The 11,550-nt window shown below is 67.6% G+C and carries 16 protein-coding genes; 7 read left to right on the top strand and 9 right to left on the bottom strand.

Features of this window, described 5'->3' with window-relative positions; genetic code table 11:
- Window positions 1-188 precede the first annotated feature (188 nt).
- Together msrB and msrA are read left to right on the top strand one after the other, a co-directional pair.
- Window positions 189-650, top strand: coding sequence for a peptide-methionine (R)-S-oxide reductase MsrB (gene msrB, locus AC1C2T_RS15190; RefSeq protein WP_495359734.1), 462 nt, complete (start codon window positions 189-191; stop codon window positions 648-650).
- Window positions 647-1,168, top strand: coding sequence for a peptide-methionine (S)-S-oxide reductase MsrA (gene msrA / locus AC1C2T_RS15185; protein WP_495385868.1), 522 nt, complete (start codon window positions 647-649; stop codon window positions 1,166-1,168). Before msrB ends, msrA begins: the two co-directional genes overlap by 4 nt.
- 60 nt (window positions 1,169-1,228) lie before the next feature.
- Here the strand turns inward: msrA and AC1C2T_RS15180 are convergent, their stop codons facing one another.
- From AC1C2T_RS15180 to AC1C2T_RS15150, 7 genes are all read right to left on the bottom strand, one after another.
- The gene (locus AC1C2T_RS15180; RefSeq protein ID WP_495385867.1) at window positions 1,229-1,399 is read right to left on the bottom strand and encodes a hypothetical protein; all 171 of its coding nucleotides are present in this window, start codon (window positions 1,397-1,399) and stop codon (window positions 1,229-1,231) included.
- A gap of 209 nt (window positions 1,400-1,608) precedes the next feature.
- Window positions 1,609-2,403 carry a ferritin-like domain-containing protein gene (locus tag AC1C2T_RS15175; RefSeq protein WP_495385866.1) on the bottom strand — a complete coding sequence of 265 codons (795 nt, stop codon included), beginning with the start codon at window positions 2,401-2,403 and terminating at the stop codon, window positions 1,609-1,611.
- 36 nt (window positions 2,404-2,439) lie between these two features.
- On the bottom strand, window positions 2,440-3,240 hold the full coding sequence (locus tag AC1C2T_RS15170) for a hypothetical protein (RefSeq protein ID WP_495385865.1): 801 nt from the start codon (window positions 3,238-3,240) through the stop codon (window positions 2,440-2,442).
- A gap of 89 nt (window positions 3,241-3,329) precedes the next feature.
- Window positions 3,330-3,995, bottom strand: a complete 666-nt coding sequence (locus AC1C2T_RS15165) for a nitroreductase (protein ID WP_495385864.1) — start codon at window positions 3,993-3,995, stop codon at window positions 3,330-3,332.
- Between the two features lie 421 nt (window positions 3,996-4,416).
- Window positions 4,417-4,794, bottom strand: coding sequence for an efflux permease Rv1217c-related protein (locus AC1C2T_RS15160; RefSeq protein ID WP_495385863.1), 378 nt, complete (start codon window positions 4,792-4,794; stop codon window positions 4,417-4,419).
- Window positions 4,795-5,230: 436 nt separating this feature from the next.
- Window positions 5,231-6,133 (bottom strand): serine hydrolase, encoded by a 903-nt coding sequence (locus AC1C2T_RS15155; protein WP_495385862.1) that lies wholly within the window; start codon window positions 6,131-6,133, stop codon window positions 5,231-5,233.
- A complete protein-coding gene (locus AC1C2T_RS15150) occupies window positions 6,123-7,061 on the bottom strand; it encodes a LysR family transcriptional regulator (protein WP_495385861.1) in 939 nt (312 codons plus the stop codon). Before AC1C2T_RS15150 ends, AC1C2T_RS15155 begins: the two co-directional genes overlap by 11 nt.
- A gap of 73 nt (window positions 7,062-7,134) precedes the next feature.
- Between AC1C2T_RS15150 and bla the strand changes: the two genes are divergently transcribed.
- Window positions 7,135-8,058 (top strand): class A beta-lactamase, encoded by a 924-nt coding sequence (bla, locus tag AC1C2T_RS15145; protein WP_495385860.1) that lies wholly within the window; start codon window positions 7,135-7,137, stop codon window positions 8,056-8,058.
- Between the two features lie 25 nt (window positions 8,059-8,083).
- Here bla and soxR read toward each other — a convergent pair whose 3' ends face one another.
- A complete protein-coding gene (soxR, locus tag AC1C2T_RS15140; protein ID WP_495385859.1) occupies window positions 8,084-8,563 on the bottom strand; it encodes a redox-sensitive transcriptional activator SoxR in 480 nt (159 codons plus the stop codon).
- Window positions 8,564-8,642: 79 nt separating this feature from the next.
- Here soxR and fdxA point away from each other — a divergent pair, with 79 nt between their 5' ends.
- The 4 genes from fdxA (at window position 8,643) to AC1C2T_RS15120 (ending at window position 10,866) form a co-directional block, all read left to right on the top strand.
- On the top strand, window positions 8,643-8,990 hold the full coding sequence (fdxA, locus tag AC1C2T_RS15135; RefSeq protein WP_495385858.1) for a ferredoxin: 348 nt from the start codon (window positions 8,643-8,645) through the stop codon (window positions 8,988-8,990).
- Window positions 8,987-9,508 carry a flavin reductase family protein gene (locus AC1C2T_RS15130; protein WP_495385857.1) on the top strand — a complete coding sequence of 174 codons (522 nt, stop codon included), beginning with the start codon at window positions 8,987-8,989 and terminating at the stop codon, window positions 9,506-9,508. The genes fdxA and AC1C2T_RS15130 overlap by 4 nt, the downstream gene beginning before the upstream one ends.
- 52 nt (window positions 9,509-9,560) lie before the next feature.
- Entirely contained in the window at window positions 9,561-10,193 is a 633-nt protein-coding gene (locus AC1C2T_RS15125; RefSeq protein WP_495385856.1) for a superoxide dismutase, read from the top strand.
- Between the two features lie 262 nt (window positions 10,194-10,455).
- A complete protein-coding gene (locus AC1C2T_RS15120) occupies window positions 10,456-10,866 on the top strand; it encodes a GreA/GreB family elongation factor (RefSeq protein WP_495359721.1) in 411 nt (136 codons plus the stop codon).
- Window positions 10,867-10,922: 56 nt separating this feature from the next.
- Here AC1C2T_RS15120 and AC1C2T_RS15115 read toward each other — a convergent pair whose 3' ends face one another.
- Window positions 10,923-11,528: a TetR/AcrR family transcriptional regulator gene (locus AC1C2T_RS15115; RefSeq protein WP_495385855.1), complete on the bottom strand. Its 606-nt coding sequence runs from the start codon at window positions 11,526-11,528 to the stop codon at window positions 10,923-10,925.
- Window positions 11,529-11,550 lie beyond the last annotated feature (22 nt).

The raw sequence follows: 11,550 nt of genomic DNA, 5'->3' as shown, positions 1-11,550 counted from the left end.
GTAACGAGCGGGCGATCTCAGCTCTCTCGTGTGACGGATGCGCCGTCACGGTAGTTGAGGCGTGCTGCAGCATGTCCTCCGTTCACAGCGAACCCACAGCTCGGCGAGCCCGAATGCGGAACACTCCTGCGCCCGCCGTCGTTTTCCCTGATGACGCCGCAGCCAGCGACGCCGAGCTTGGAGGAAACGTGTCACAGGACTACCGCAAGACTCCCGAGGCCCTCGCCGGCCTCACTCCGAATCAATACCGGGTCACGCAAGACGGCGGCACCGAGCCGGCGTTCCGCAACGAGTACTGGAACAACCACGATCCCGGCATCTACGTCGACGTCGTCTCGGGGCAGCCGCTCTTCGCCTCGACCGACAAGTACGAGAGCCGGTCGGGCTGGCCGAGCTTCACGAAGCCGATCGACCCTGAGGCCGTCACCGAGCACACCGATCGCTCGCTCTTCATGAAGCGAGTCGAGGTGCGCTCAGCCGGCGCCGACAGCCACCTCGGCCACGTCTTCGACGACGGACCCGCCGATGCCGGCGGCCTGCGCTACTGCATGAACTCCGCAGCCCTCCGCTTCATCCCGCTCGCCGAGCTCGACGAGTCGGGCTACGGTCGATACCGCACCCTCTTCGAGAACCAGGAGAACGCACGATGACTGCACGAACCGAGACCGCCATTCTCGCCGGAGGCTGCTTCTGGGGCATGGAGGACCTGATCCGCAAGCGCCCGGGAGTGCTCAGCACGCGCGTCGGCTACACCGGCGGCGACGTGCCGAACGCGACCTACCGCAACCACGGCACCCACGCCGAGGCGATCGAGATCGTGTACGACCCCGAGACGGAGTCGTACCGCGACCTGCTCGAGTTCTTCTTCCAGATCCACGACCCGTCGACGAAGAACCGCCAGGGCAACGACATCGGCACGAGCTACCGCTCGGCGATCTTCCCGACGAGCGACGAGCAGGAGGTCGTCGCATACGAGACGATCGCCGATGTCGACGCCTCCGGCCTCTGGCCGGGCCCGGCGACGACCGAGGTCTCCCCCGCCGGCCCGTTCTGGGAGGCCGAGCCCGAGCACCAGGACTACCTGGAGAAGTACCCGAACGGGTACACCTGCCACTTCGTGCGGCCCGGCTGGAAGCTGCCGAAGCGCGACAACGCGGCAACGGCCTGATCCGCCGATGAGCGATGAGCGGCCGTCCCGGCTTCAACGCCGGGGCGGCCGCTCCTGCGTTCAGTGAGCGGATGCCTCGGCATCCGCTTCATCGAGAGAGAGACTCCTGAGCGTCGCATTCGACGGCACGAAGAACATGGAACCCGTGACCACGGTCGAGACGTCGAGGATAGGATCGTGGAATCCCGGCGGATCGCCGATGAACATGCGCCGGAGCATGAGTTCGATCACCCAGGTGACCCGGGTACCCGATGAAGTAGGTTCCGAACTCGCCCTGCCCCGGGCGACGAGCGCGTCATCCGTCTCGGCGATCGTGACGACCAGGAAGATCGCAAACCTCGAGAGCGGTGCATCGACGCTCTGCGCGTCGATCGGTACCCGGGCGCTGGACCCCGGCCGCCACGACCGGGTCGAGGCAGCCGCGCGCGAAGTCGACCGACTCAGGCGGGCACGCCGAGGCCGTCGAGCGCGTCCTGCACGATCGTCAGACCGTCGAGGCCGGGCATGCCGCTGATGCTGTCGTCGACCTTTCGCGCGGCGCGCCGACCTTCGGGCCCGCTCATCAGATGATGCATCACGTGCCGTACATCATCAGTGGACATGATGCTCGACCCGACCGGCGCCCAGAACCGGCTCAGCGCGAAGCGCGTGATCTTCTGTGCCTTCACGCTCGCCGCGAGGCGGTCGCGCGCCTGCGAAGTGTAGAACGCCACGTGCCTCGCCTCCTGCTTCGCGATGCGACGCAACAACTCCGCGAGCACCGGATGCTCCTCGAGCTCGGCCATGCGCTGGTAGGCGGTGATCGCCGACCACTCGTTCGCCGCCCCCCACGACATGTGCACCGCCACGAAGTCGGTGCCGACGAGTGATCCGAGCACCGATTGCTTGATGGGGTCGAGGCGGTCCTTCCAGCCGAGCTTCAACCGACTCGCTTTGAGCACGTCGTAGTCGATCGTGATGTCGTGCATCGTGAGCACCGCGGCGAGCGCCTCGCCGTGCCAGAACTCCTCGCGGTTCCACATCGTCATGAAGGCGCTCACGTCGGCTTCGCGGTGCGATGGAGTCGTCAACAGATCGCGGGTGTAGCAGATGGTGTGGTACTCGACGTCGGCCATGTATCGCAGGGTGCGCAGTGATCGTTCGGGCAGGGGGTGCTCGCGGAAGCTCCCGAGGTCGAGGTCGTCCCAGTGCACGCTGACGGAAGTCGCGGTGTACCTGTCGATGTCGAATGCCATTCGTGTCCTCCCTCGTCGTCTGCGCACTGCGCGCGGTCAGCGTGCGAGATGCGCTCGCACTCGCGCGGCCGTGCGCGCGTCGATACCGGGCAGTTCTCGGATGCCGCGTTCGATGTCCTCCGCCAGGGCCGAGCCTTCGGATCCCGACCAGACGAATCGAGTGAAGAACCCGTGGTCTCCCTCGCCGAGTACTCCGCTGCCGACGGGCATCCCCGACCTGCGCCACTCGCCGCGAGTCAGTCGCACTGCTCGCGGTGATGCCGCCAGGCGGCGCCGCGCCTCCTCATCGAAGAACCGCGTGTGCCGCGCCTTCACCGCGAGGATTCCGGCGAGCGCTTCGGCGAGCGCGGCGTTGCTCGCGGTGTCGACCGCACGTCGGTATGCGGCACTCAGCACCCAGTCGTCGACGAGCCCGACCGCCATGTGCGCTCCGACGACGGATGGGCCCTGAGCGAACCCGGCGAAGGCCCGCCGCACCGGGCCCCGCGCCCCGACCCGTCTCACGACCTCGACGCGCTCGCCGCCACCCGTGGGCGAAACCGGGCCGTTGGCGTCGAGTATCGCTCCCAGTGCGTCGGCGATCCAGAACTTCTCGTACGCCCACGTCACCAGGAAGGCGGTGACGCGCGCATCTTTGTGCGTCGGCGTGACGAGCACGTTTCGGAGGTGCGCCATCGTGGCGCCCTCGAGAATCTGGAGCACCGCGAGCAGCCGCGCCACCTCGGGTGCGAAGGGTGCCGTCGAGAAGACGGCGAGATCGAGTTCAGCGCGGTGGCTGCCGTGCGCAGTGCGCGCGTACTCGCGAACATCGAACCCCGTCGCCGGTGCGACCGTCATGTGCCGAGGCTACCCTTCGGCGCCGACGAGGTCGTGTGCTTCCCGCTCACATGTCCGAACCAGTTTCACGACGATGCGCGATGACCCGATCATGCGCCGAGGAAACTCACGGATTCCGTCACGTGTGCCCGCCCGGTGCGCAGCGGCGGTACGCCTTCCGCCTCGAATCCCACTGAAACGCCGCAGACCAGCACGAGCCCTTCATCGGCCCCGATCGTCTGGCGGACCGTCTCTCGATACATCGTCCACATCACCTGCGGGCAGCTGTGCAACCCCTCCGCCCTCAGCAGTAGCATCACCGTCTGCAGGTATATCCCCGCGTCCGTCCACTGGCCTGGGCCCATCGTCCGATCGACATAGCAAAACAGCACGACAGGCGCGCCGAACGCGCCTGAGTTCAAAGCTGCGATCTTCGCAGGCCGCTCCGGGTCGTCGCGCTCAATCCCCAGCGCCTTATATCTCTGCGCGGCCGCCGCGGAGAAACGATCAAGGTATGGCGGGGCCAGCTCGGCCGGGTACATCGGATACTCCCGCTCATCACCTGGATCTCCAGCCAACGCCCTGGCGGTCGCGCGTCTCTTCAGTTCAGACAAGGGCTCGCCGGCCACGACATGCACATGCCAGGGCTGCAGGTTGCCACTCGATGGTGCCCGCATCGCCGCAGTCAGTACTCGTTCGAGCACCGTCTTGGGCACTGGCTCATCGCTAAACGCGCGCACAGACCGGCGACTGTTTACGGCTTCATACACATCCACGTTTGTTTCCTCCCATCCCCCGATCTACCTTGCCGCGAAATACGGCCCGAATCGGCAACCACTCCCAAGACAGATTCGCCTTCGATCGAGTTGACGTTCAGAATTACCAGCCACGCGGTCTAGCAAGTTGACGGGATGGAGCCTATGACGGACGCACCTAAGCGCACTGAGGCCCGAGCGCAGCATCGGGCAAATGACTACGATGCTTTCGCCGCAGCCTATTCGGCAGAGAACGACGACAGCCTCGCGAACTCGTATTACGAACGGCCCGCCATGCTGGCGTTGGCCGGAGACGTGGCAGGTCGCAGCGTTCTCGATGCCGGGTGTAGCCGGGGATCCGCGGGCGTCTCGCACGCACGCAAGGGTCGCGCAGTTGGCCGCGCACGCACTCAGGACCATTCCGGGCGTGGTCTTCCGGCGATCAGTGCGCCGCGTCAGTGGAGTAGATCGCGTCGACGCAGCCCCGCGGCGCGATAGCGACCAGTGCAGCGGATGCGGCGGTGAGGAGGAGCATCGGGATCACGGTAAGCGCACCGACCGGAAGCGCCGGCACAAGCGTGTACGGCGAGACGACGAGAGCCTCGCGCGGGACGAGCCCGAGGTCAGCACCCAGCTCGAGCGCAAACAAGCAGCCGAGCACGGCGTAGGCAATCGGGCCGGCGACGCGCGGCGCGAAACCGTACAGAAGCGCGGCGATCGCCGTGATCGCCCAGATCGCCGGGAGCTTGACGAGTGCGGCGGGCGGTGAGCCCGAGCACCCACACGCCTTCCCCGGTGGTCGCCGCGTAGACGATGCCAAGGCCGAGCCCGAATGCGGCCTGGATGACACCTGAGCGAAGATACAGAGCACGATCGCGATGAAGCCGAGAGCAGGGTTCGGCCCTTCGGCAAGGCCACCGAGTGCTGCGTTCGCGGCGAGTTGGTCGGCGGCGCTCGTGGCGACCGCGCCGATGAGAGCGCCGAAGATGAAGACTGGTCCGAACTGCTCTCCGCGCGCCGCTATCGCTCAGACTGGGAGGTTTGATCGTACGGTTTCTGCTGAGCTGGTCAGCGAGAATGCCGCTGAGATACCTCAGTAACGCATCTTCTGTCTCGCAACCCATGGGTTACGCGACACCTGCCGTCGATGAGGCGCGATCCTCACCGACGTGGCCTTGCGGGCGTCGGGGTACCGCGTCGCCGATGCCCGGGCGGCAGCCGACGCGCGCAGCGGCGCGAGTCGCCGAACACTTCGGTCAGGCCGCTGATCGCACCCGGTCGTGCAGGAGCTTCGCGGCGAAGCCGAGAGCCTGCTCGGCTGCGGGCTGACGCTGCGCTGGCACGGATGACTCGCTGAGCACGGCGATCGCGAAGACGCCGCCGTCGGCATGCTCGAGCACGCCGACCTCATGGCGCAGATGCAGGAACGTACCGGTCTTGGAGTGCCACACCGCGTCATCCGATTCCAGGTCGGGGGCGAGCCGGTGACGCATGACGTTCATGCCCAGTAGACCTCGCAGCCGATCCTTCTGGCCACTGAGCGACGGGGCGCGCCAGATGCGATCGAGCAGTTCGACGCAAGCGTTCGCGGTGCCTGCGTTCGCGCTCGACACGTCGAGTTGTGGAATGAGGTGGCCGCCGCCGCGCGTGGAGGCCCGGATCGCGAGTTCGAGCGCGTGCGGCATCTGCTCGGGCGGGAGCGTGCTGGCGAGCGTGAGATGCAGTTCTCGGATCGAATGGCGCACGGTGAGGCCCGCGATGCCGGCCTCGCGAAGCGACGCCGTGACCACGTCGGGCGGGCAGAGTGCGAACAAGGCGTCGGCCGCCGTATCGTCGCTCAGGCACACTGCCATGTAGAGCAGGTCTTCGACCGAGACGATCGTCGGGTGCCGGAATCGGCAGTAGCCGGTGACGCCCGGTGTGCGATCGCCCGGGTCGAGGGTCACCGGGCGCGCCGGGTCGATCGTGCCGGCGGCGACGCGTTGCAGCACGGCGAGCGCGAGGGGAAGCTTGACGACGGAGGCGAGCGGGTAGGCGTCGTCCGCGGCCAGCGAGAGCTCCCGTCCGGTGCCGAGGTCGCGCACGGCGATCGACGCGCGCAGGCCCGCCCCACTGAGCACGTCGGCTGCTTCGCGAAGTACTGCCCGGTCAGTGTCCACGTGAAGGCCTCTTCGCCAGCGGAGTGGGGGCGGCGGGACCGCCGACCTCGCTCGAGTGCAGCAGCGCGGCGATGTGCGGGCGGGCGATATCGAGGAACCGCGACGCGAGTTGCCCCTCACGGGAGGCGAGGGCGTATCCGCGCACGAGATGCAGGTCGCCGAGTGCCCGCCACCGGAGGCCGAACGACTCGCCCTCTGTCAGGGTGCAGAGCACGAGGTCTTCACCTCCGAGCACCGCGGCCATCGCGTTGATGTTCGATGGCGAGATCCGGAGCTGTGCCGGCGCAAGTCCGGCGCCGTTCCTCACTCGTTCCAGGCGGTCCCGCACGTGCGGGACGTCGTCTTCGGGCTGCAACCAGAGTCGTGCGATGCGACGGATGCCCCGGCGCGGACGAAGCTCGGCGAAATAGAACTCCCGGTCGTGGGGGGGGGGCGCCGACCCCGCGACGCCGAGTGATTCCGCCCATTGAGCGCGGTCGGGCGCGATGGGCTCGAGATTGAGCGTCGTGCGCCCGGCGGCGAGGGACTCGGCCCGTTCTGCGGGACGAGCGGGAACGAGTTCCACGTTCATCGACCGGAGCGCTGCACCGGAGGTCAGCTTCGCCGCTTCCACTTCGTCGATGCGATGCGGCACGCCGACCGTCACTGGAAGCCGACGTGATCGCTCCGCGTCGTCGGAGAGCTCGTGCGCCGCATCGACGAGTTTGATGGCGCTCGGCAGCACACCGCGACCGAACGCCGTCAGCTCCACCCGCCGCGACGATCGTTCGAAGAGCCGCGCCCCGAGGTGATGTTCGAGTGCCGCGACGCGGCGGCTCGCCACGGATTGCGTGACCCCCGCACCCGTCGCGCCGGCCGTGAAGCTCTCGTGCTCGGCGACGGAGACGAAGGCCTCGCACGCGGCTCGCAGATCGAGGTGTCGCGACATGCATGCGATTCTTGCATTGATCGCCGCATTCCCGCCTTTGCCTGCATCGCCGACCGCGGGTCAGACTCCGGACATGACGAATCGACCGACATCCCCCGTCTCACGCCGCTCGTTGCTGGCCTTCGGCGGCCTTGCCACCGCCGGGGCAGCCGCGGCCGTCTTCTCGCCGCCGCCGGCGTTCGCCGCACCGCCCTCGCCCGCGGTCGGCGGTCACCGCCAACTGGCGCGGGCGGTCGCCGAACTCGAGCGCGCGACATCCGTCACCATCGGCGTCACCGCTCTCTGGCACGACTCGCGACGCTCATTCCGGTACCGCGGCGGTGAGCTCTTCCCGATGTGCTCCCTGTTCAAGACCCTCGCGGCAGCCGCCCTCGTGCAGGCGCGCGGCTACGACGAGGAGTACTGGGCGACGCCGATTCCCTTCACTCGCGCCGACATCGTCGAGAACTCGAACGTGCTCGACAAGACCACGACGTATCAAGCCACACCCGAAGAACTCGCCGACGCAGCACTGCGCTTCAGCGACAACACGGCCGGCAACCTGATGCTCCGCGAGCTCGGTGGCCCATCGGCGATCACCTCGTTCGCGGCCTCACTCGGTGCGAAGGCGACGCGACTCGACCGGTGGGAACCCGAGCTCAATGACGCGCTGCCCGGCGACGAGCGCGACACGTCGACCCCCGACGACATCGCCGGCCTGTACCGGGCGCTCATCCTCGAGCAGCGCGCCGGTGTGCTCGCCGCCGCTCGACTCCAGGAGTGGATGCTTCGCAACACCACATCGGGCGCCCGGATGCGAGCCGGCCTCACTGCTCCGTTCGAGCTCGCGGACAAGACCGGCGGCGGCGACTACGGGGTGGTCAACGACGCCGGTGTGCTGTGGCGCCCGGGCGCCGAGCCCCTGATCCTCGCGATCATGACGCGCACCGATCGTGCCGACGCGACGTACAACAACGAGGTGCTGGCCGAGGTGACGCGTCTCGTCGCGGCGGTCTGAGGCGCCGACCTTCTCGCCGAGGGGGTCAGAGCCGTTGGGGGCCCGACCCGTCGTCACCGAGTGCGTCGTCGGGGTTCAGCAATCCGCACGCCTTCATCGAGAGGCACCCGCAGCCGATGCATCCGGTGAGTTCGCGCTCGAGGCGTTCGATGCCGTGGCGGCGCTTTTCGAGCTGTCGCTTCCAGCGGCGTGAGGCCCGCTGCCAGTCCTCGTGGCTCGGCGTCGTGTCGAGCGGCACGTTCTCGAACGCCGTCTGCACGTCGGAGAGGGGAATGCCGAGCCGCTTCGCAACCGAGATGAGCGAGACGCGCCGCAGCATGTGTCGTGCATAGCGCCGCTGATTGCCGCCCGTGCGTTGGGAGGCGATGAGGCCGAGGTCTTCGTAGAATCGAAGCGCCGACGGTGCGACGCCGGTGCGCCGGCTCATCTCGCCGACGGTCATCAGCTCGTCGGGCGCATGTCGCGCCGTCGACGTCGCCGTCGCGTGCTCGTCTTGCTGCGACATCCGGCCCCCTCGTTTGACTTCAAGGCTACTTGAGGTTTTACGGTAGAGGTATGCGAATCGTGAAGTCGGTGATCACCCCGTGACGTACGTGATCGCGCTACCGTGCGTCGACGTGAAAGACAAGGCGTGCATCGACGAGTGTCCCGTTGACTGCATCTACGAGGGCGAACGTTCGCTCTACATCCACCCCGACGAATGCGTCGACTGCGGTGCCTGCGAACCGGTGTGCCCCGTCGAGGCGATCTACTACGAAGACGACCTGCCCGAGATGTGGGCCGACTACTACAAGGCCAACGTCGAGTTCTTCGAGATCACCCCCGGTTCGGCGTCGGCGCTCGGCTCCCCCGGCGGCGCCGCCAAGACCGGAATGCTGAGCTTCGACCACCCGGTGATCACCGCGCTCCCCCCGCAGGCGTCGCATTCATGACGGATGCCGCCGCAGTGCGCGACCCGATCGCCACCGCCGACGGGTTCAAGGCCGCCTTCCGCGGGCACCCCGCCGGCATCGGCCTGATCACCGGAATGACGCCCGACGGACCGGTCGGACTGACCGCGTCGAGCATCGCATCGGTGGCAGCAGACCCGCCCGCGCTCTCATTCTCGGTGACGCGAGCGACGGGTTCGGCCGGTGCGCTGCTCGCAGCGGAGACCGTCGTCGTGCACTTCCTCGCCGCACATCAGGTCGACGTCGCCCGCGCGTTCGCGCACTCTGGCGCGCCCCGGTTCACGACCGAACAGGGGTGGTCGTGGCTCGAGACCGGTGAGCCGTGGCTCGCCGACGCGAGTGCTGCGCTGCGCTGTCGCACCCTGCAGACCGTGCCGGTCGGCGGCTCGTCCCTCGTCGTCGCCGAGGTGCTCGAGGTGTTCCTCGGGCCCGCAGCGCCGTCGCTCGTCTACCGCGATCGCCGCTTCCACCGCCTCGACCACGACATCCCCGAGCTCTGACCCGCCACCGCCGCTCTCAAACGTGATCGGCACATCGAAAGGAAGCATCCGAATGCCGGCCTACTCACTGCCCGACCTGCCCTACGACTACTCAGCGCTCGCGCCGCACATCTCGGCGACGATCATGGAGTTGCACCACTCCAAGCACCATCAGGCTTACGTGACCGGCGCGAACACCGCGCTCGAGCAGCTGGCGGAGGCCCGCGAGAGCGGCAACCTCGCGAATGTCAACAAGCTCGAGAAAGACCTGGCATTCAACCTCGGCGGCCACATCAACCACAGCGTCTTCTGGCAGAACATGTCGCCCGACGGCGGGGGTTCTCCCGAGGGCGAGCTCGCGGCGGCCATCGACGACGGCTTCGGCTCGTTCGCCACGTTCCGTGCCCACTTCACGGCGACCGCACTCGGCGTGCAGGGCTCGGGCTGGGCGGTGCTCGCCTGGGACAGCGTCGGCGCCCGGCCCGTGATCTTCCAGCTCTTCGACCAGCAGGGCAACGCGCCGCTCGGCGTGACCCCGCTGCTGCAGCTCGACGTGTGGGAGCACGCGTACTACCTCGACTACCGCAACGTGCGCGGCGACTACGTGAAGGCGTTCTGGGAGATCGTCGACTGGGCCGACGTGCAGGCCCGCTTCACCAAAGCTCGCACCGCGACGAGCGGTCTCATCGTGCCGAGCGCCAACTGAGCACTCCGCCCGAACCCCCTCGCGCGCCACGGCGCCGGCGTCGACGACGCCGGCGCCCGTCGGTCGCGCTGCTCGCGGTGCAGATACGGCGCTACGGGCTCATCGCTCTGATCCTCCTCACCGCGATCGGAACATTGATCGCCTGGTTGAGCCGGTAGAGCGACGCCAGCGGTTTCGGATGCCGCTCTCCGGCACTTCGGCTAAGATGGGAAGTTCTTTGCCAGACGACTCCGCGGGGTCGCCGAGAGGGAGGAACTCCCCGATGACCATGGAATCCGTATGGATGACGCCGGCCGCACTGGAGCGGCTCGAAGCGGAACTCGCCGAACTCTCCCGGCCCGGACGAACACTGACCGCCACTGAGCAGGCGCGCGCCACTGAGCTTCGCGCGATGGTGCGCAACGCGGAGGTGGGTCTCAAGCCCGACGACGGGCTCGTCGAGCCCGGTATGCGCATCACGGTGCGGTTCGACGGCGACGCCGAGCCGACGAGCTTCCTGCTCGGCAGTCGCGAGCTCGCCGACCTCGATGGGAGCGTCGACCTCGACGTGTATTCACCGACCTCCCCGCTCGGCGCGGCGATCATCGGCCGGTACGTCGGCGACTCCGTCGCCTATGAGGCGCCGAACCGCACCGTGCAGGTCACGGTGCTCGAAGCGGTGCCCTTCGGCTGACCCACCAGCCCGCATGACTCGGGTTCGGTCACGCTGTGCGATGAGATCGCAGAGGACTATCGCGAGCGCTCCTTCGCGCCGAGTTCGGTGAGCTCGCTGAGGGCGACCCTGATCGTGTGCTCGATCAGCGCTGAGTCGATCGTTTGAAGGCCCGGAAGCAGCGCTCGCATCAGCAACGGCCCCGTGAGGAGGTCGCTGATCCACTCCACATCCACGGATGCATCGAGCTCGCCACGATCGATCGCACGATGCACGGCGCGAGTCGTCGCCATGCGTCGGGGCCCCAGGAACTCGGCGGAGAAGCGCTGAGCGGCGTCGGGTTGCATCGAGAGATCATCGATCAGTCCCGGAAGACCACGAGCGATCAGCGGGTGGTTGAACAGTTCCAGGCGATGATGCTGAATGGTTCGCAGGTCGGTCTCGAGGTCGCCGGTGTCGACGCCGGGGTCGGTGCCGAACCGGTCGCTCAGCACTGCGATGACGAGTTCTGCGGTGGTGCTGAATCGCCGGTACACGGCAGCACGCGTCGTCGAGGCGTCTTTGGCGACGCGGCCGATGGTGAGCGCCCGATAGTTCTCGAGTTCGATGATCCGCGCGGCAGCATCGAGAACTGCGCGGTCGATGCTCTCGTGCCGTGGTCGCCCCAATGTCATTGCCGCCATACGATACATTCTGTACCGTAAA

The sequence above is a fragment of the Agromyces sp. Y558 genome (assembly GCF_059445415.1).
The sequence above is the reverse complement of the archived record's forward strand: the minus strand, read 5'-3'. Positions and strand labels throughout refer to the sequence as shown.